Annotated in this window: 18 protein-coding genes; 4 read left to right on the plus strand and 14 right to left on the minus strand. The window is 43.5% G+C overall.

The window, feature by feature from the left end; all coding sequences use genetic code 11:
• Positions 1-55: 55 nt before the first annotated feature.
• Positions 56-1,315 carry a C4-dicarboxylate transporter DctA gene (gene dctA, locus NST62_RS07255; RefSeq protein WP_141601323.1) on the minus strand — a complete coding sequence of 420 codons (1,260 nt, stop codon included), beginning with the start codon at positions 1,313-1,315 and terminating at the stop codon, positions 56-58.
• Between the two features lie 263 nt (positions 1,316-1,578).
• A complete protein-coding gene (locus NST62_RS07260) occupies positions 1,579-2,628 on the minus strand; it encodes a DctP family TRAP transporter solute-binding subunit (RefSeq protein WP_141601324.1) in 1,050 nt (349 codons plus the stop codon).
• Between the two features lie 98 nt (positions 2,629-2,726).
• On the opposite strand from NST62_RS07260, the gene NST62_RS07265 reads away from it, so the two are divergent.
• Entirely contained in the window at positions 2,727-4,301 is a 1,575-nt protein-coding gene (locus tag NST62_RS07265) for a sensor histidine kinase (protein WP_246045813.1), read from the plus strand.
• A 9-nt stretch (positions 4,302-4,310) separates the two neighbouring features.
• Complete coding sequence (locus NST62_RS07270) at positions 4,311-5,027, plus strand: response regulator (protein WP_141601326.1); 717 nt, start codon at positions 4,311-4,313, stop codon at positions 5,025-5,027.
• Positions 5,028-5,120: 93 nt separating this feature from the next.
• Here the strand turns inward: NST62_RS07270 and NST62_RS07275 are convergent, their stop codons facing one another.
• Together NST62_RS07275 and vrrA are read right to left on the minus strand one after the other, a co-directional pair.
• The gene (locus NST62_RS07275) at positions 5,121-6,089 is read right to left on the minus strand and encodes a 4-hydroxy-3-methylbut-2-enyl diphosphate reductase (RefSeq protein WP_141601327.1); all 969 of its coding nucleotides are present in this window, start codon (positions 6,087-6,089) and stop codon (positions 5,121-5,123) included.
• Between the two features lie 66 nt (positions 6,090-6,155).
• A complete protein-coding gene (gene vrrA / locus NST62_RS07280) occupies positions 6,156-6,443 on the minus strand; it encodes a VrrA/YqfQ family protein (protein WP_181733163.1) in 288 nt (95 codons plus the stop codon).
• A 35-nt stretch (positions 6,444-6,478) separates the two neighbouring features.
• Here vrrA and NST62_RS07285 point away from each other — a divergent pair, with 35 nt between their 5' ends.
• Positions 6,479-6,658, plus strand: coding sequence for a hypothetical protein (locus tag NST62_RS07285; RefSeq protein WP_181733164.1), 180 nt, complete (start codon positions 6,479-6,481; stop codon positions 6,656-6,658).
• Positions 6,659-6,848: 190 nt separating this feature from the next.
• On the opposite strand, the gene NST62_RS07290 is transcribed toward NST62_RS07285, so the two are convergent.
• The 8 genes from NST62_RS07290 to NST62_RS07325 form a co-directional block, all read right to left on the minus strand.
• Positions 6,849-7,967, minus strand: coding sequence for a Nif3-like dinuclear metal center hexameric protein (locus NST62_RS07290; RefSeq protein ID WP_141601329.1), 1,119 nt, complete (start codon positions 7,965-7,967; stop codon positions 6,849-6,851).
• The gene (locus tag NST62_RS07295) at positions 7,964-8,662 is read right to left on the minus strand and encodes a tRNA (adenine(22)-N(1))-methyltransferase TrmK (protein WP_141601330.1); all 699 of its coding nucleotides are present in this window, start codon (positions 8,660-8,662) and stop codon (positions 7,964-7,966) included. Before NST62_RS07295 ends, NST62_RS07290 begins: the two co-directional genes overlap by 4 nt.
• A 91-nt stretch (positions 8,663-8,753) precedes the next feature.
• A complete protein-coding gene (locus NST62_RS07300) occupies positions 8,754-9,104 on the minus strand; it encodes a cytochrome c (RefSeq protein ID WP_141601331.1) in 351 nt (116 codons plus the stop codon).
• Positions 9,105-9,343: 239 nt separating this feature from the next.
• On the minus strand, positions 9,344-9,904 hold the full coding sequence (locus tag NST62_RS07305; protein WP_141601332.1) for a hypothetical protein: 561 nt from the start codon (positions 9,902-9,904) through the stop codon (positions 9,344-9,346).
• A 159-nt stretch (positions 9,905-10,063) separates the two neighbouring features.
• Positions 10,064-11,191 (minus strand): RNA polymerase sigma factor RpoD, encoded by a 1,128-nt coding sequence (rpoD, locus tag NST62_RS07310; protein ID WP_141601333.1) that lies wholly within the window; start codon positions 11,189-11,191, stop codon positions 10,064-10,066.
• Positions 11,192-11,220: 29 nt separating this feature from the next.
• Entirely contained in the window at positions 11,221-13,038 is a 1,818-nt protein-coding gene (gene dnaG / locus NST62_RS07315) for a DNA primase (protein ID WP_141601334.1), read from the minus strand.
• A 209-nt stretch (positions 13,039-13,247) separates the two neighbouring features.
• Positions 13,248-14,069: a pyruvate, water dikinase regulatory protein gene (locus tag NST62_RS07320; RefSeq protein WP_141601335.1), complete on the minus strand. Its 822-nt coding sequence runs from the start codon at positions 14,067-14,069 to the stop codon at positions 13,248-13,250.
• Positions 14,070-14,080: 11 nt separating this feature from the next.
• The gene (locus NST62_RS07325; RefSeq protein ID WP_141601336.1) at positions 14,081-14,719 is read right to left on the minus strand and encodes a helix-turn-helix transcriptional regulator; all 639 of its coding nucleotides are present in this window, start codon (positions 14,717-14,719) and stop codon (positions 14,081-14,083) included.
• A gap of 384 nt (positions 14,720-15,103) precedes the next feature.
• Between NST62_RS07325 and NST62_RS07330 the strand changes: the two genes are divergently transcribed.
• Positions 15,104-16,489 (plus strand): glycine--tRNA ligase, encoded by a 1,386-nt coding sequence (locus NST62_RS07330; RefSeq protein WP_141601337.1) that lies wholly within the window; start codon positions 15,104-15,106, stop codon positions 16,487-16,489.
• A gap of 51 nt (positions 16,490-16,540) precedes the next feature.
• Here NST62_RS07330 and NST62_RS07335 read toward each other — a convergent pair whose 3' ends face one another.
• The gene (locus tag NST62_RS07335) at positions 16,541-16,693 is read right to left on the minus strand and encodes a FeoB-associated Cys-rich membrane protein (protein WP_141601338.1); all 153 of its coding nucleotides are present in this window, start codon (positions 16,691-16,693) and stop codon (positions 16,541-16,543) included.
• A gap of 19 nt (positions 16,694-16,712) precedes the next feature.
• Positions 16,713-18,716 (minus strand): ferrous iron transport protein B, encoded by a 2,004-nt coding sequence (gene feoB / locus NST62_RS07340; RefSeq protein ID WP_328215973.1) that lies wholly within the window; start codon positions 18,714-18,716, stop codon positions 16,713-16,715.

An 18,716-nucleotide genomic window follows, 5' to 3' on the forward strand; every position in this document is an offset into this window, starting at 1 on the left:
AAAAAGGCTTTCAAGAAAGTTCCCGCCTTCTTAAAAGCCTTTTTTTATTATTTTATTAATGGATTTCCACTTGCTGTTGTTTTAATTCCTCATATTTTGCCACGTCAAATTCCTTTTCCGACTTGGAAATGACGACGGCTGATAATGCATTTCCGATCAGATTTGTAACCGAACGGGCTTCGGACATGAAACGGTCCACCCCGATCAATAGGGCGATTCCTTCAATCGGAATAATCGGAAATGCCGCCAAAGTTGCCGCAAGGGTAATGAATCCGGAGCCAGTAACGCCGGCCGCACCTTTGGAAGTCAGCATCAAGATGGCCAAGATGGTCAGTATTTGCGTCATCGTCAAATCGATTCCGTAAGCTTGCGCGATGAACAAGGATGCCATCGACAAATAAATCGCCGTTCCGTCCAAATTGAAGGAATAGCCAGTCGGCACGACAAGTCCGACCGTTTGCTTGGAGCAGCCGAACCGTTCCAATTTGCGGATCAAAGAAGGCAACGCCGATTCGGAAGAAGATGTACCGATGACGATGAAAATTTCTTCTTTGATATAGGCGATAAATTTAAAAATATTGATGCCATAAAATTTGGCGATGGAACCCAAAATCAAGACGATGAACAAAAACATTGTCGTATAGACTGATGCCATCAGAAGACCCAGATTGGCAAGGGATTTTACACCGAAATTCCCGATCGTGTAGGCCATCGCGCCAAATGCGCCGATCGGTGAAAAAATCATGACCATGCCGACAATTTTGAAAAAGATTTCGGAAACATTTTCAAAGAACGTAATGACAGGCTTGGCTCTTTCTCCGACCGCTGCCGCCGCAAGTCCGAATAACACGGCCGCAAACAACGTCGGCAACAACTCCCCATTTGCCAAAGCGCCAACAAAGTGTTCAGGTATAATGCTCGAAATAAATTCGGCAAATCCATGCCCTGATTCAGCAGCGGCCGATGTATATTTGGAAATGTCGGCATTTTCTGCCGCGGACGTATCAAGCCCTTTCCCCGGCTGGATAATCATTGCAACGACAATCCCGATGGCAAGGGCGAGGGTGGAAACGATTTCAAAATAGAGCAACGCTTTTCCACCGATTTTTCCTACCTTCTTTACATCCCCCATGCTGCCGATTCCAATGACGACTGTCAAGAAAATGATTGGCGCAATCAACATTTTAATTAATTTAATGAACAGATCCGCCAGAATTTTCAATTTTGCGCCAAACTCAGGCCATATGGCACCGACGATGATCCCCAAAATGATTGCGATAATGACTTGAACCGTCAGATTTTTTAAGATTTTCATATCATCATCCCCGTCATAATAGATTTGTTTTTGCTTGAATCTATAATAATAAAAATTATTTGAAAATTAGGGTTTCGTTCATAATAGTTGTTTTGTTTCTTTTGTTCATTCCGAGGAAACCTTCTTTGAACCGTTCGGAATTTCAGCGTTTTTCTTGTTATAACACTGATTTTTTCTTATGAAATTGTTATATAACAAAAATAAAAAAGGCTTCCTTTTTTAAAGGAAACCTTTCATTTTGTTCATTTTGTTCAATAGAAAATTTAATGTACTTTCCCGATTTCTTCCAGCAACATTTTAAAATAATTTCCGTTTATTTTTTTGTTGTATGACTCATAAAGAGGGCTGACCGCTTTCTTCCATTGTCTTTTATTTTCTTCATCCAACTTCATGATTTTTACATCCGGCTCATTGGAAAGCTTCCGCAGATATTCTTCATTGACCTTTTCGGCAAGGGCAAATTGCCAACCCTGCATTTCTTCCAAAGCTTCCAAAATGATTTGTTGGTCCTTTTCTGTCAAACTGTTCCAAAACTCTTCGTTCATCATCACCGCATAAGCCATAATGCCGTGGTTGGACAACGTGATGTAATTTTCCATGGTGTAGAATTTCTTGGAATAGATATTGGAAATTGTGTTTTCCTGTGCGTCAATTAAATGATTCTGGATTTCGTAATATACATCATCAAAATTCAAAGGAACGGGATCTGCATGGAGATATTCAAATTGCTGAGAGATGATGCCGCTGTCCATCGTTCGGACCCGTTTTCCCCGAAAATCTTCCGCGCGGACAATCGGACTGTTGGAAGATATTTGCTTAAAGCCGTTGCTCCAAAAGGTGAGCCCTTTGATATGAAGTTTCGATAAATCCTCCAATAACGCTTCGCTCAGGTCTCCTGTCAAAACGGCTTTCAGCTCCTCATTCGTTTCGATGAGAAAAGGCAAGTCCAATACCTGCCAACTTGGAAGGCGGGATGTCATTTTGGACGTGGTCGGCGCAATCATTTGCACCTCATTGTCCAATAATGCCTCCAGTTCATCATAATCGCTGTGCAAGATGCCGTCCGGAAAAACTTTTACGATGATGCGTCCCCCGCTTTTTTCTTCCACGAGTTCCGCAAACTTTTTGGCCGCCATCCCCTTTGGCGTATTTTCCGCCACGACATGGCTGAAATGGATCACAATTTGGTCGTCCAATCCGACCTGCTCATCATCGTAAGCGATTTTTTCGTTTGAAAACGCTCCTTGCTGGTAGGCGATGAATCCCATAATAAATAGAATCGTCAACACAGCGCAAGCCAAAAAATATTTCATATACGTTTCACCATAATGACATGTAATATAATATGGTTATAGCCATTATGACAAAAAAGCGTCCGGAGGGCAATGAATTGGAAAAAAGAAAATTGTCAATGAACACGAAAATTATGCTCCTGACCTTTTTCATTATTGCCTTCTCCTTTTTTATTGCCGGTACGTTTGTTCTGGGAAGCATGATCAAGGAAAGGGAAAAAGAAATCGGGCAAAGGGCCATGCTGGTGGCAAGGACGGTTGCGAATCTGCCTGAAATCAAAACGGCCCTGTTAAACGATAATTTCCGGGAAGCTTCGAAGAGAATCGATGATATCGTGGATGAAATCCGCACCATCAACCGCGCGGAATATATCGTTGTGATGGACATGGACCGGATCAAATATTCCCATCCATCCAAAAAGCAGATTGGAAGAAAGAGCCGGTCGACCGATTTAAACGCGGCCTTTGCCGAACACTATTATCTTTCCAAAGCAAAAGGAGAAAAAGGAACGACGATTCGGGCATTCGTCCCGATCATGGAGCAAAATAAGCAAATCGGTGTCACGGTTGTCGGCTACTTTCTGCCGACATTCAATGATTTCTTTTCCGAATATTCCAATGAAATTTTCATCACCTTCGCCCTGTCGATGATCTTTAGTACCTTTGGCGCAAAAGCCCTTGGCATGAATATTAAGAAGCAGATTTTCGGCCTTGAGCCCGATGAGATTGCCAAAATGTATGTAGAACGGACGGAAACCTTCAACTCGATGCATGACGGCATTATCGCCATTGATCAGGATATGAAGATCACCATTTTTAATCAAAAAGCTTGCGAAATTTTAGGCGTTGATTTAAAGCCTTCCGAATGCATCGGAAAAAGGATTGAGGAAGTGATTCCGGACACAAGGCTGCCGGAAATCGTCAATACCGAAAAACCTGTGTATGACCAAGAAATTTTTGTCAACAACCACAGCATTTTGAGCAACCGGATTCCCATCGTGGTGGACGGGAAAGTGGTCGGTGCCGTCGCCGTATTCAAAGATCTGACCGCCTTTAAAAAGATGGCGGAAGAATTGACGGGCGTGAAAGCATATGTACAAGCCCTTCGCGTGCAAACCCATGAATACAAAAACAAACTGCATACCATTGCGGGGCTATTGCATTTAGGGCACACCAAACAGGCGTTGGAATACTTGTCGCAAGTTTCAAGCGAGCATGACAATGTCACAAAATTCCTGAATGAACGGATCTGCAATGAAAACATTTCCGGGTTATTATTAGGGAAAATCATCCGGGGCAAAGAATTGGGCATTACCGTGACCATCGACAAGGAAACCCATTTCACCAATTTTCCGGAGAAGCTGGATTACCATGATTTTGTCGTGTTGCTGGGAAATTTGATCGAAAATGCTTTTGATGCGCTAATCGCCGCGGACAGGGAAGATAAAGCAATCCACATCTCGATTGACGACCGGGACGGGGTGCTGGCCATTGAAGTGAGCGACAACGGCATCGGCATGACGGATGAAGTAAAAGCGCGCATTTTCGAAAGGGGCTTCTCCACAAAAGATAATGAAAACCGTGGAATCGGCCTGTTTCTGGTGAAAGAAATTGTGGAAAAAGGAAACGGTGTTATGGAAGTATCATCCGCGCCAGACCAGGGAACGACATTTTTGATTACATTCGATTTATAGGAGGTTTTCATGGCTATAAAAGTTTTATTGATTGAAGATGATCCGATGGTTCGGGAAGTAAACAGGCAGTTTATTGAAAAAGTGGAAGGTTTTAAAGTGATTGCCATGTGCAAAAATGGCGTGGAAGGATTCGAAAAAATCCTTGAATGCAAACCTGATTTGGTATTCATGGATATCTTTATGCCTGAACAGGATGGGATTGCGACTTTAAAAAAAATCCGTTCCAGCAATTTGCCGGTCGATTGCATCGCCGTCACGGCGGCCAATGATATGCAAACCATCCAGCAAATATTGCATTTAGGCGTTTACGATTACATTATGAAGCCATTTACCTTCGAGCGCATGCAGCAAACCTTGTTGAATTATAAAAAATTTAAATTGATCAGTTCGGAATCGCAAATTTTAAACCAGGAAGAATTGGACAACCTGCTCCATCCGCAGACCGGCCATTCCGATGCGGAAACAAAGGACGAACTGTTGCCGGAAGAGCTGCCAAAAGGGTTCAACCGGTCCACCCTAAATAAAGTGATCCACTATCTTCTTGAAGCGGAAAACGGCGCTTCCGCCGATGAAGTGGCAGCAGCCATCGGGGTCGCAAGGGTGACGGCAAGACGGTATTTGGATTTTCTGGAAAAACAAAAAATGGTGAGCGTCGATGCCCATTACGGCGGTGTCGGAAGACCGGTCAACCAATATTTTATCCAGAAGAATAACCTTAAAATGTAGCAATGAAAAAATAAAAAAGGATTTTATATATTAGCGGAATCTAATATATAAAATCCTTTTATTTATTATTCAATTTTAAGGCGGTACCATTGATTATTCCGGCAAAATTTTTGGAACCGGTTTTGGCTCTTTGATCTTTGGAAGAATTTTGTCAAGGGTCACTGAACGTTGAATGACATGGGTCGATGGATCGTTTTTATCAAATTTCTCCAAAAACGAGATGACCTCTTTGACGATCGGCGTCGGTGTCGAAGCGCCCGCCGTCACGGCCACTTTGTCGATATCCATCAGCCACTCAATTTTTAATTCCGATAAATCGGCAATACGGTAAGCCGGTATGCCTGCAATTTCTTCCGACACTTGCTTCAACCGGTTGGTATTGTTGGAGCGCGGATCGCCCACAACAATGAGCAGATCGGCGTCCTTCGCCTGCTGGGCAACCGCTTCCTGGCGCATTTGGGTGGCCATGCAAATTTCTTCATGGACTTCTACATGAGGATATTTTTCTTTTATATAATCCATCAAATGTTTGACGTCCCATTGGCTCATGGTTGTTTGGTTGGTGACAAGCAATTTGTCATTTTGCAGATTCAGATTGTCAATATCTTCTTTATTTTCCACCAAATATACGTGTTCCGGCGCTACACCGATTGCCCCTTCAGGCTCCGGATGGTTTTTTTTCCCGATATATATGATGTCATAGCCTTGACTTACTTTTTCCCGGATCAATTCATGGGTCACCGTCACGTCCGGACATGTTGCATCAATGGCAACAAGGCCTTTTCTTTTTGCAATTTCGCGCACTTCCGGCGATACCCCGTGGGCAGTGAAAATGACCGTCCCTTTATCGACTTTTTCAATGATTTCTTTCCGGTCTTTTCCGTCAAGGGTGATAATCCCTTCTCTTTCAAATGCATCCGTTACGTGTTTATTATGAACAATCATCCCTAAAATGTAGATGGGTCTGGGCAATGTTTTATCCATTGCGGCATTTCGAGCAATGACCATTGCGTCAACCACGCCATAGCAATAGCCGCGTGGACTGATTTTGATGACTTCCATCGTGTCAACTCCTTCTGTTGGTACATAACTTTATTATACCGGAGCTTGACACTGATTACAAAGTTTCTATTTTATATATGGATCAAACGGCGGCTGAAAGATTTTCGGAACGGAAGGCCTCGTTTCATAGGATGGTCTCTGGCTTCTTCCTGTTTGGCCGAATCTTTCGGATCGGGATGATCTTTCCGCTTCTTCCCTTGGTTCATTTCCTTGTGACGGAATCCCTTGGAATCCTTTATATAATTTCCACAATGCCGGCAAATTCCGGAGCATCGGTGCAGCTTGCTGGATATAGGGCTGGAAGCTTTGGGCTGTCGCCAAAAAGCGATTCGCCGTTTCCAAAAGGGTATCCAATCTGGTTGCTCCCTTTGGCATTGGAGGAAAATTGCGTGGAACCGGTGGCGGCAATGGTCCCGGCCGAAAGCCGAATGGCTGCGGCGGTTGAGGGAACTGCGGAGGTGTTGGCGCGAAAAAGTTCGGTCTTATTGGCGGCATCTGGTAATGAAAATGATGTGGTTGCATGGAAATCTCCTTTCTGTTTAATCAATGACGTAAGCTTTCTAAAATAGGATATGCAAGCATTGGAGGAAAGGTACAATACCGGCTGAGGAAGGATGAGGATGCCATTCCTTGCTTGCGAAAAAACACTGCACCCTATTGACAATAATGCCCGGCTATTGGGCCTTTATTCCCCGGTTTGCCATGAGAAAAAAAAATCGGATGAAAACCGCTGACGCTTTCATCCGCTCCTTTTTTCAATTAAATGAAAATAAACGGTTCTGTATTCACTTCCGATTCGATAAATTCAACATCGAATTTCCCTTGGCAGAGGTCTGTCATTTTTTCTTTTACCCCTTTGATCATCACTTTCTCAACATGATGGCCGGGATCGACAATATTCAATCCGATGGCTTGCGCATCCTGTGCCGTATGGTAATACATGTCCCCTGTCACCAGCACGTCGGCCCCTGCCCGTTTGGCGATATGGATATATTTATTCCCGTCACCGCCAAGCACCGCAACTTTGGAAATTTCCTCATCCGGATTCCCTACAATGCGCACCATCGGCACATTTAAGCGTTCTTTCACATACTCGGCAAATTGTCTTAAACTCATCGGCTCCTTCAATGTTCCGATGCGCCCGATGCCATATTCGTTCGTTTCCTGTGCCAGCGTATAAAGATCGTAAGCGGGCTCTTCATATGGATGGGCATTCAACATCGCTTTCAAAATCCGATTTTTCATGGATGCCGGGAAAACGACTTCGATTTTCTCTTCATCGGTTACTTCAATTTCACCTACATCTCCGATATAAGGATTTGCCCCTTCCAAAGGACGGAAACGCCCCTTTCCGTCCGTGGAATAGCTGCATGAATCATAGTTGCCGATTTTTCCCGCCCCTGCTTTTGCGAGAACATAGCGCAGCTCGTCCGCATGATCATCCGGTACGAATACCGCCAGCTTCATTACATTTTCCGAATAGGTTTTCTCCAAAATTTCGCGGTTCTCCAGCTCCAATGCATCGGCAAGCAAATCGTTGACGCCGCCTTCCGCCACATCCAAATTTGTATGGGCCGCATAAACCGCAATATCGTTTTTCAACAGCTTTTCGTATAATTTCCCGCTCGGCGTATCGGTTCTTAAATTTGACAGTTTCCGGAAAATCGGAGGATGGTGAGCAATGATAAGCTGGCATCCCTTTTCAATCGCTTCGTCCGCCACTTCTTCGTTGACATCAAGGGTCACGAGCACCCTGGTCACTTCTTTATTGAGGGTGCCGATGGCAAGGCCGATCGGATCGTTTTCCATGCATGCCAGTTTTTTCGGCGCCCAGCTTTCAAACAGTTGAATAATTTCATTGCCGTTTGGTTTTTTCATGTCTGGATGACCTCCTCGACTAATGCAATTTGGTGAAGGATTTGCCTGCGTTTCTCTTCAATTTCGGGCGTCTGTTCCGCCTTTTCCAATGACTTTAGCACTTGTTTCCAATGCTTCACTTCATGGGTCCATTTTTTCAGGAACACTTCCGACTTTTCCTGGATGAGTTTTTTCCCCATCAAAATTTCCGCTTCCGAAAGCTCCATCGGTCCCCGTTCAAGGACAATAATTTCATAAATCTTTTGATCTTCTTCCACAATCGCTTCATCTAAGATTCTCCATTGATGTTCCAGCGCCCATTCGCGAATGACTTTCGCATGGGTGTTCGGCTGCAGGATGAGCCGGGTAACGGAATTTAATTTATCCGGATTTTTTTCCAAAATCGAGACAATCAGGGGGCCTCCCATTCCTGCGATGGTGATGGCATCCACCTGATCGCCGTCTTCAATCGCTTCCAATCCGTCCGCCAACCTTACCGTGATCAAATGTTCCAGCCCTTCCTCCCTTACTTTCTTGACGGCCGATTGATAAGGCCCTTTTACCACTTCTCCTGCTATGGCCTTTGGCGAGATGCCATTGTGAACCAAATAACATGGCAAATACGCATGGTCTGAACCGATATCCGCCACAATGGCCCCTTTCGGTACAAAGGAAGCGACTTTTTCCAACCGCTTGGAAAGATTTTGTGCATTCATGATGTTCCCGCCTTTTTGTTAATTTCCAGCTCCCATTATATAAAAAAATAAACCCTTAGTCGCCTCCTTTAGCAACTAAGGATTTATGTAATTATTTCAATGAAGTGATGTAGTCAGCAATTTTTTCAGCTTCTTCTTTAGATTTCATTCCTGGGGTCATTGGAGTTCCTTCGATACCGTTTGTAAGAACGTCCACGATACGCTCTTTATCAAGACCAATCAAAGAAGGACCCATGCCGCCTTTCAAATCGGCACCGTGGCAACCGATACAAGTTTGTACAAGCGCTTCATCTCCGCCTGATGCAGTTTCTTCCGTTTTAGTACCCTCATCGCCTTCAGCATTTTCTTTTTGTTTGCCAACACCGTCTAAAGACAGGAAGAAAATAAGTGCGATACCCAATGCCATAATGAGGATATAAGGAACGATTGGGTTGTTTTTCATTTGTTTAACCTCCTTAAAATTCGTCAAAACTCTGATGGTTATAGAATATAGTCAACAACCATTATTGTACTTCATATTTCATAAAACGAAAAGACCTTAACAGCAAGTTTTACATGGAATGTAACAATTTCGACATTTTTTATCAGGCCAATGCTAATAAATATAGCAATATTTCATTGGATTTCATTATTCCCTATCTGAACAAAATTATTTTCAAAAAACAAATTATGTATCAGAAATTACAGAAAGAGCAACAGGTAACCTGCAAGGATCAGAATTCCCAGAACGCCGGAAATCGAGAAATATAACAGCTTCAGTTTGACCCCGGCGACCAGCCACAAAAGGCAATTGGCGATGAGCAAAGCATACAGCATCACGTTATTGTGTTCAAAATAAACGAGGCTTACTTTGACGGAAATCCCCAATATCAATAATGCCGCGGCCACTTGCAATATCGGCGCAATCAAATCCTGCTTCTCGACTAATTTGAAAGCATATACGATCAATAAAACCGTGATGCCTCCCACAATGCCCAAAGCAACCGGGACATAAGAAGTCATGCGGAACAAAAATACCAGTAGGGCAGCCGCTAAAACCATCGTCAACAAGGAGAAAGCCGCCCTTTTCCGTTTTTCCTTTCCCCAGATCGAATTTCCGGAACGGATCTGGTCTTGCAGCCCAACCCCTTCTCCTTCCGTATAGAGGGCCATCAAAAAATCGCAATAATGTTCCGGCAATAGCTTATGCCGTTTCCAAAACAGGATTTCATTTAAAATAATTTCTTTTTTCGGATCATCCATACATAATCTCCAAGATTCTTAAAATTCTTTATTTCCATTGTATATTTTTTTCTAGTTTTCGGCATCGATAGAAAGTAATAAATTTCTATGAAAATTGGTTAAAGTTTTCATATAAAAAGGCACCCAAACAGGGCGCCTTTCCGGATTCAAATCATATCATTATTCAAGGAAATCTTTCAATCGTTTGCTGCGGGATGGATGGCGCAATTTTCTTAAAGCTTTCGCTTCAATTTGACGGATCCGTTCACGGGTTACTCCGAACACTTTGCCGACTTCTTCAAGCGTGCGAGTACGTCCGTCATCCAGGCCGAAACGCAGGCGAAGCACATTCTCTTCGCGGTCAGTCAACGTATCCAGCACATCTTCAAGCTGTTCTTTTAACAATTCATAAGCGGCGTGGTCGGCAGGTGATTGCGCATCATGGTCTTCGATGAAATCGCCTAAATGGGAATCATCCTCTTCGCCAATCGGCGTTTCCAATGATACAGGCTCTTGCGCAATTTTCAGGATTTCCCGGACTTTTTCAGGCGTCAAATCCATTTCTTCCGCAATTTCTTCCGGAGTCGGTTCGCGTCCTAAGTCTTGAAGTAATTGCCGTTGAACGCGGACCAATTTATTGATGGTTTCCACCATATGAACAGGAATACGAATCGTTCTTGCCTGGTCGGCAATGGCGCGCGTAATCGCCTGGCGGATCCACCATGTAGCATAAGTGGAAAATTTAAAGCCTTTACGGTAATCGAACTTTTCAACCGCTTTAATCAATCCCATATTGCCTTCCTGAATCAAATCCAAGAAAAGCATTCCGCGTCCTACATAACGTTTTGCAATGGAAACCACCAATCGCAAGTTGGCTTCCGCGAGTTTCTTGCGGGCTTCTTCATCACCCTGTTCGATCCGCTTAGCCAATTCCAGCTCTTCTTCTGCCGTTAATAAGTCGACGCGTCCGATTTCTTTTAAATACATACGGACAGGGTCGTTGATTTTCACACCAGGAGGAACGCTTAAATCATTTAAATCAAATTCGTCTTCAAGTTCTTCTTCCTGTTTTGCAATCGCTTCGTATTCGAACTCTTCCTTGCCTTCCACCCGAATATCATACTGGCTTTCCAGCTCTTCCGCAAATTGAAAGATATCCTCAGGTTCCAATTCAAACGGTTCGAGTTTTTTGGAAATTTCCTCCATGGAAATTCCTTCGTCCTTCGCTTTTTCCCGAAGCTCATTTTTCGCTTCTTCCAATTTTTTTTCTAAAATTTCTCTTGAACGCTCTGACAAATTGTCCGCCATAAACCTTCCTCCTTTAAAAACCAAATCAATCAAATGGCAGATAAAGTTCTTTTCAGCTCGACTATCCGTTGGACGAGTTCCAACGCTTTCTTATGCTCATGCATCCGTTCGGCTTCCTTGGAATCATGCATGAGTTTTTCGATTTCGAGTTTGATGCGATGTTTTTTCAGCTGTTTCAGGCAATCTTCTATTTCGGCATCTTTAAAATCCGGATCCCGGTCGACCAAAGCAGCTTCCATGACGATCCTCCGAAGCTCGGCATCGTCCAATATTTCCAGAAACCGTTGGTAATCCGGCATGCCATGTTCTTCGTAAAAACCGATCAAACGGACAAATACCGCAATATATTCATCATGTACGAAAGGTTGCGGTTCCTCACTCCGTAAAATGTTGTTCACCACTTCCATATCAAATAACATATGTGAAAGAAGCAGTCTTTCAGCACGTTCTGTCGCATTTAAATTTTTCGGATGAATTTCTTGGCTAACTACTGTATTTTTTTGTTCAGCTCGTTTATAATTTTTAGCAAAGTCAGCATCTAATTTTCTGAATTGTGCATAAATAGCTTCTACGGAAACCTTGGTTTCCTCCGCCAATTCCTTGATGTATAAATCACGTTCAACCGGCGAAGCCCTGCCAACGAGTTGCTCAAGCACTTCCTGGATGTATTGCAAAACATCATTTTCAAATTGGAAATTCTTGTTTCGGCGTGCATACAACATCATGAAAGACATGTAAGTATGCGGTTTTTCGACCATTTGTACAAATGATTCCGGGCCGTATTTTCGGATGTACTCGTCCGGATCCAACTGATCGGGCAGCACAACCACTTCGACATCCATTTGTTCGTTATACAGCAATTCCGCAGCGCGTTTGGCAGCTTCCCAACCGGCATGATCACCGTCGTAACAGATCACTACATTTTGAACTAAGCGTCTTAGCCTTGTGATATGCTCTTTCGTCAAGGAAGTGCCCATTGTTGCCACTGCATTGTCGATTCCGGCTTTTTTTGCAGCAAGTACATCCATGAATCCTTCCATTAAGATGGCCTGACGTTTTTTTCGAATCGGAGCCCTTGCCTTGTCCAGGTTAAAAAGCACTTCGCTTTTCCGAAATATTGGTGATTCAGGACTATTCAAATATTTCGGTTCTGATTCTTTCGCCTCAAGCAGACGGCCTGAAAAACCGATCACCTTTCCAAATTCATCGCAAATCGGAAACATGATCCGTCCCCGAAAGCGATCATAGTAAGTATGGTCCGATTCTCTTTGGATGATGAGTCCGCATTCCGCCATCTCATCGAGGGAAAAACCTTTCCGCTCGAGCAAAACGGCCACCGAATCCCATGCCGGCAAAGAATATCCTATACCATAAGATTCGATATCTTCCTTCGTAAATCCTCTTTTTAGCAAATAATTTAAGGCAATCTCGCCATCTTCCGTGTTCATCAATAAATGATGATAATATTCAGCAACAAATTGATGGGCATTCAACATATTTTCTTCTTTTTGTGAATATCGGCGAAGACGGTTGTCCATACTTTGGTTTTGGATATCCACATGAATCCCGAGCCGTTTCCCCAATTTGGAAACCGCCTCCGGGAAGGATATGTTTTCAATATCCATGACAAAGGTGATGACATTTCCGCCCGCGCCACAGCCAAAGCAATGGAAAATCTGCTTGTCCTCTGAAACCGAAAAAGAAGGTGTATTCTCATTATGGAATGGACACAACCCAAACCAGTTTCGGCCTCGTTTGGTGAGCTGGATATATTCGCCGATGACATCGACTATATCCGACTCTGTTCGGATTTTTTCAATTAACTCTTCCGGGATTTTATTTACCATTCCATCACCAACTTTGTTGCTCCATTACACAATTCGATAAAAATTAAAAAATTCCTCTAAAAAGCGACACAAAAAGTTAATTTTTTTTAAAATAATTGTTAAAGACATTTTTACCACAATTTTGTTATTATAAAACATTATTCAACAAATTTCTATACCCTTTTTTCATTTTTTTAAAAAGCGCAAAAAAACCTCCTGCTCGGAGGGTTTCATGACATATTTTTCAACCGTTCCAACCTTTCGATGATGTCATTCGCTGTTTCCTCAACCGCTTTATTGGTCACATCAATCACTTCGCAGCCCAATTTTTCCACCACTTTATAAAAATAGGCTATCTCCTTTTCAATTCGATCTTTTTTGGCATAAATGGCGTCGTCGCTTAATCCCAAAGCAATCAGCCGCTCTTTCCGGATGGCATGGAGTTTTTCGGGGGAAATGACCAGGCCGAAACACTTTCTCGGATCTACCTGAAATAATTCTTCCGGCGGCTCAACCTCCGGAACGATCGGCACATTGGCCACTTTGTACCGCTTATGGGCCAAATATTGGGAAAGCGGTGTTTTGGATGTCCGCGAAACGCCGATCAGCACCACATCGCTCAGTAAAATTCCCCTTGGGTCCCGTCCGTCGTCATATTTTACGGCAAACTCAATAGCCTCCACTTTTTTGAAATAATCCTCATCCAATTTGTGGACAAGTCCCGGTTCTTCCAACGGCTGTTCATCAAGCTTCCGGCTGAACAACTCAATGACGGGGCCAAGCAAATCGATACAATCGATGTTCAATTGTTGGCATAGGTCCTTCATCAACTGGCGCTTCCGTTTTTCTACAAGAGTAAAAGCGATGATTGCATCCTGCATCACCGCAATTTCGACAATGTTTCTTATATGATCATCGCTTGAAATGTGAGGAAACCTTCTTATAATGACGCCGTCAAAATTGGGCCGAAATTGCGTGGCAGCCGCTTTTACGACCTGTTCGCCAGTCTCGCCAACCGAATCCGATACGACAAAAATTTTTAAGTTTTTCAAATCAGCACCTCTTACAAATCATTGATTTCCGACAATGAAATAAAGGCTTTTGTGATATTTGTCTTTGTCAGACGTCCGACAATCTCCAATCCGTCTTCCCGTTCTTCCACAACCGGCAATGAATCGACTTGCCGCTCAATAAGTTTTTTCGCGGCATGTATAAGCGAATCGTTTTTATGGCAATATACTATATTAGGCATTCTAGTCATGATGATATGAACCGGAATCTTTGTAATCGCCTGCGTTCCAAGGCACGTCCGGAGCAAATCTTTTCTGGACAGCACTCCTTGCAGGCGGGAATGCTCATCCACTACAAATAATGTGCCCACATCTTCCAAAAACATTTGGCAAATCGCATCATAAGCGGTCATATTTTCAGAAACGACGACCGGCAAAGATTGGAAGTCTTTCACTTTTAAATTCATCATGGACTCTGCCACAGAGGCCATGGTTTTTTTGCCCGAATAAAAATACCCGACTCTGGGTCTGGCATCCAAAAAACCTGCCATTGTTAAAATCGCGAGGTCCGGCCGGAGAGTTGCTCTTGTTAAATTCAATTGTTCCGCTATCTTCTCCCCTGTGATTGGACCCTTTTCTTTAACAATCTGCAGAATTTTATCTTGACGTGCATTGAGTTCTATTGGACTCACCGCCTCAATTAGTGTTATACTTTTACTCAAATATTATATACTATTTTTATTACATTTGCTAAGAAAAGTCCTACATGATAAAATAATGTCACAACTAAAACCGACAACAAATCATTAATTTCATATATTCTAGGCGATGACAGGACTATAAGTATCTTTTCAACCAACAGCGAGTAGGGATGGTGAAAGCCTACACGAAAAGAGAAACGGCATCCTGGAGCCTTTTTTCAAAAAAGAGGATTGCATTTCTTTTTGGATGGAATGCAATCAATCGGGGTGGAACCGCGGGTGTCAACAAAGCACTCGTCCCCGGGCGCATTGCCCGGAGACGGGTGCTTTTCTATATTTATAATGATAAAAATATATAAATTGGGAGGAACAAAAATGGCTGTTCAATCAATGGAAACCATCGTGAATTTAGCGAAACAACGCGGATTTGTATTTCCGGGATCTGAAATATACGGAGGCCTTGCCAATACGTGGGATTACGGTCCGCTTGGAGTTGAACTGAAAAACAATGTCAAAAAGGCCTGGTGGAAAAAATTTGTTCAAGAGTCTCCGTACAATGTCGGTCTTGACTCTGCCATATTAATGAACCCGCGCACTTGGGAAGCTTCCGGCCACGTCGGGAATTTCAATGACCCAATGGTCGATTGTAAACAATGCAAAGCCAGACACAGAGCCGACAAATTAATCGAAGAAGCCGCAAAGGAAAAAGGCGACGAAATCATCGTTGACGGCCTGTCTTTCGATAAGATGCAGGAATTGATGAAACAATACGATGTTCACTGCCCGGACTGCGGCGCTCAAGACTTTACGGAAATCCGCCAATTTAATTTGATGTTTAAAACTTTCCAAGGCGTTACGGAAAGCTCCGCAAACGAAATTTATCTGCGTCCGGAAACGGCCCAGGGAATTTTCGTCAACTTCAAGAACGTGCAGCGTTCCATGCGCAAAAAGATTCCATTTGGCATCGCCCAGATCGGCAAATCTTTCCGTAATGAGATTACACCGGGCAACTTCACTTTCCGTACACGGGAATTCGAACAAATGGAACTGGAGTTCTTCTGCAAACCTGGTGAAGATTTAAAATGGCAGGAATATTGGAAGGAATTCTGTAAAAACTGGCTGTTAAGTCTGGGAATGAGTGAAGAAAATATCCGTCTTCGCGACCATTCAAAAGAAGAATTGTCCCACTATTCAGCAGCCACAACGGATATTGAATACAAATTCCCATTCGGTTGGGGAGAACTTTGGGGCATCGCCGACCGGACGGATTTTGACTTGAAACAGCATATGGAATATTCCGGCGAAGATTTCACTTATGTCGATCCTGTTACCAATGAACGCTACATCCCGTATTGCATTGAGCCGTCTGTCGGCGCAGACCGCGTGACGCTTGCGTTTTTATGCGACGCTTATGACGAAGAAGAATTGGAAAACGGGGAAAAACGGACAGTATTGCGTTTCCATCCTGTATTGGCCCCATTCAAGGCCGCGGTCCTTCCTTTATCGAAAAAATTGTCCGAAGAGGCCATCAAAATTTGGGAAGATTTGCGCAAGTATTTCCCTGTTGATTATGACGATACGCAATCCATCGGAAAACGCTACCGGCGCCAGGATGAAATCGGAACGCCATTCTGCATCACGTACGACTTCGATTCAAAAGAAGACGGCAAAGTCACTGTCCGTCATCGCGACACAATGGAGCAGGTGCGCATTCCAATTGAAGAGGTTAAATCCTATATTGAAAAACATTTAGAATTCTAAAAAAAAAAAAGGGGCTGATTAGAAAGCCGGTCTTTCTAATCAGCCCCTCCTTTATTTTCTCCGGGAAGTAGTGCAGTTGCCTTTGCAGCTTTCGGCGATTTCGCAGCTTGCGCAAACCCCTTTTTTGCTTTTCTTGATGGATGAATAAAGCGCCCAAAACGCATAGCCGAAAATAATGACGCCAAGTATGATGCTTACGATCATTGAAAAGCCTTCCTTTCCGTTATTGGCCGATTCCCAACAACCGGCCTCCTTGATAGATAATGAAGGAAATCGTATAGGCCACCATCAGTCCGTAAATGATGGAGAATAACATCCATTTCTTTGAATCCGTTTCCTTTTTAATGGTTGCAACCGTCGCCAAACAAGGCACATAGAGCAAAATGAACACCATGAAACTATATGCGGATAACGGTGTAAAGACTCCGGAAACTATGTGCTGCAAACTTTCTCCGTCCGGCACAAAATAAATGACATTCATCGAAGAAACCACGATTTCTTTGGCAAGGAATCCTGTAAAAAGGCTTGCCGCAGCCTGCCAAGTGCCGAATCCCAAAGGCGCAAACAACGGCGCAATCCATTGGCTGAAGAGGGCCAAGAAACTTTCATCCGCTTCCACATTTGTTCCTGCAGGTCCAACATAGGACAATAGCCATATCACGACCGTTCCGCCTAAAATGAATGTTCCCGCCTTTTTCACAAAACCTTTTCCTTTGTCCCAAGTGCTCCGGAGCAATGTGCGGACTTGGGGAACCCGATATGGAGGCAATTCTATTACAAAAATCGATTCTTCGGTTTTGATAAACAGCGAAAAGATTTTCGCCAAAAGAATTGCAACAACGATGCCAAGAACATAAAGCGAGAGCACAATGAGCGCCTTATGTTGCTCAAAAAAGACGCTGACAAACAAGCTGTAGACCGTCAACCGGGCCGAACAGGACATCATAGGAGTCAAGAGAATCGTCAAAAGCCTTTCTTTCGGATGTTCGATCGTCCTTGCCGCCATAATGCCCGGCACGTTGCAGCCAAAGCCGATGATCAAAGGAATGAACGCTTTCCCGTTCAACCCGACCAGCTCCAAAATCCGGTCCATGATGACCGCAATCCGGGACATGTACCCCGAGTCTTCCAACAACGAAATAAAGAAAAATAGAATAAAAATTTGCGGTACGAAAACGAGGACTCCTCCGACTCCCCCGATGATTCCTTCGAGAATGAGGCTTTGAATAAACGGCGTGACATGCAATGCCTCCAAAATGATTTCCATGCCCCCTGAAATCGGACCTGAAATTAAACCGTCGAGGAAATCAGACAATGGCGAACCCAGCCAATCAAAGGTCAATTTAAAGATCAAGAACATCAAGCCCAAAAAGGTGATGACGCCGAACACACTGTTTGTCACAATGGCATCAATGATTTCAGTATAGCTCTTTTTATTGACGGATTGCTTCGTCACACAATCAGCCAAAATGGATTGGATGAATTGCTGGCGTCTTTTGAATAAAAACTGGCGGATGGACTTTTCTCCATATCGTTGCTGAATTTTCTTTTCGCAATCCTTGATTAGATAATCTACGAGCGATAAATCCATTATTTCATTCAACTTATTCCGCACAACAAAATTTGCGTCGATCAATTGGATTGCCAGCCATCTTCGGCTGATTTTGCTGTAGCTCGGTAGCAGCCTCATAATTTCTTCAATCAATTTTTCGATTTCCGGACCGTAATCGATTTTAATGGATGAAGTTTTTAATTGGTGTACGGAAAGGTTGTCCAATAAACGATCGCAACCTTTTCCTGTCCGGGCGATGATGGGGATGATGGGTACGCCCAGACGCTCCGCGAGTTTTTCTTGGTCAATGCGGATGCCCTTTGATTTCGCCACATCAATCATGTTCAAGCCGACAATCATTGGTGCCCCGAATTCAAGAAGCTGGATTGTCAGCTGCAAATTTCTTAACAATTGGGAAGCATCCACGATGTTAATGATCCCTTCAAAGGAGCCGTTCATCAAATATTCCGTCGCAACGGCTTCATCTTTGGAAAGCGGGTTGATGGTATAGATGCCGGGCAAATCAATGAGCTGCCCTTTATTATTGGATAAATCCCCCACTTTCTTTTCTACGGTCACGCCGCTCCAGTTGCCGACATAAGCATAGGAATCGGTGAGTATATTGAAGAGGGAGGTTTTTCCTGTATTCGGATTTCCAAATAACGCAAATTCCAT

Origin of the sequence: Ureibacillus sp. FSL K6-8385, from assembly GCF_038593155.1 — a bacterium.
GTDB classification, from domain to species: domain Bacteria; phylum Bacillota; class Bacilli; order Bacillales_A; family Planococcaceae; genus Ureibacillus; species Ureibacillus terrenus.

Bases quoted from the DNA above. Each gene is read 5' to 3' on its own strand.
- dctA (WP_141601323.1), bottom strand. From the start codon at position 1,315: ATGAAAATCTTAAAAAATCTGACGGTTCAAGTCATTATCGCAATCATT.
- NST62_RS07260 (WP_141601324.1), bottom strand. From the start codon at position 2,628: ATGAAATATTTTTTGGCTTGCGCTGTGTTGACGATTCTATTTATTATG.
- NST62_RS07265 (WP_246045813.1), top strand. From the start codon at position 2,727: ATGAACACGAAAATTATGCTCCTGACCTTTTTCATTATTGCCTTCTCC.
- NST62_RS07270 (WP_141601326.1), top strand. From the start codon at position 4,311: ATGGCTATAAAAGTTTTATTGATTGAAGATGATCCGATGGTTCGGGAA.
- NST62_RS07275 (WP_141601327.1), bottom strand. From the start codon at position 6,089: ATGGAAGTCATCAAAATCAGTCCACGCGGCTATTGCTATGGCGTGGTT.
- NST62_RS07290 (WP_141601329.1), bottom strand. From the start codon at position 7,967: ATGAAAAAACCAAACGGCAATGAAATTATTCAACTGTTTGAAAGCTGG.
- NST62_RS07295 (WP_141601330.1), bottom strand. From the start codon at position 8,662: ATGAATGCACAAAATCTTTCCAAGCGGTTGGAAAAAGTCGCTTCCTTT.
- NST62_RS07300 (WP_141601331.1), bottom strand. From the start codon at position 9,104: ATGAAAAACAACCCAATCGTTCCTTATATCCTCATTATGGCATTGGGT.
- NST62_RS07305 (WP_141601332.1), bottom strand. From the start codon at position 9,904: ATGGATGATCCGAAAAAAGAAATTATTTTAAATGAAATCCTGTTTTGG.
- rpoD (WP_141601333.1), bottom strand. From the start codon at position 11,191: ATGGCGGACAATTTGTCAGAGCGTTCAAGAGAAATTTTAGAAAAAAAA.
- dnaG (WP_141601334.1), bottom strand. From the start codon at position 13,038: ATGGTAAATAAAATCCCGGAAGAGTTAATTGAAAAAATCCGAACAGAG.
- NST62_RS07330 (WP_141601337.1), top strand. From the start codon at position 15,104: ATGGCTGTTCAATCAATGGAAACCATCGTGAATTTAGCGAAACAACGC.
- NST62_RS07335 (WP_141601338.1), bottom strand. From the start codon at position 16,693: ATGATCGTAAGCATCATACTTGGCGTCATTATTTTCGGCTATGCGTTT.
- feoB (WP_328215973.1), bottom strand. From the start codon at position 18,716: ATGGAATTTGCGTTATTTGGAAATCCGAATACAGGAAAAACCTCCCTC.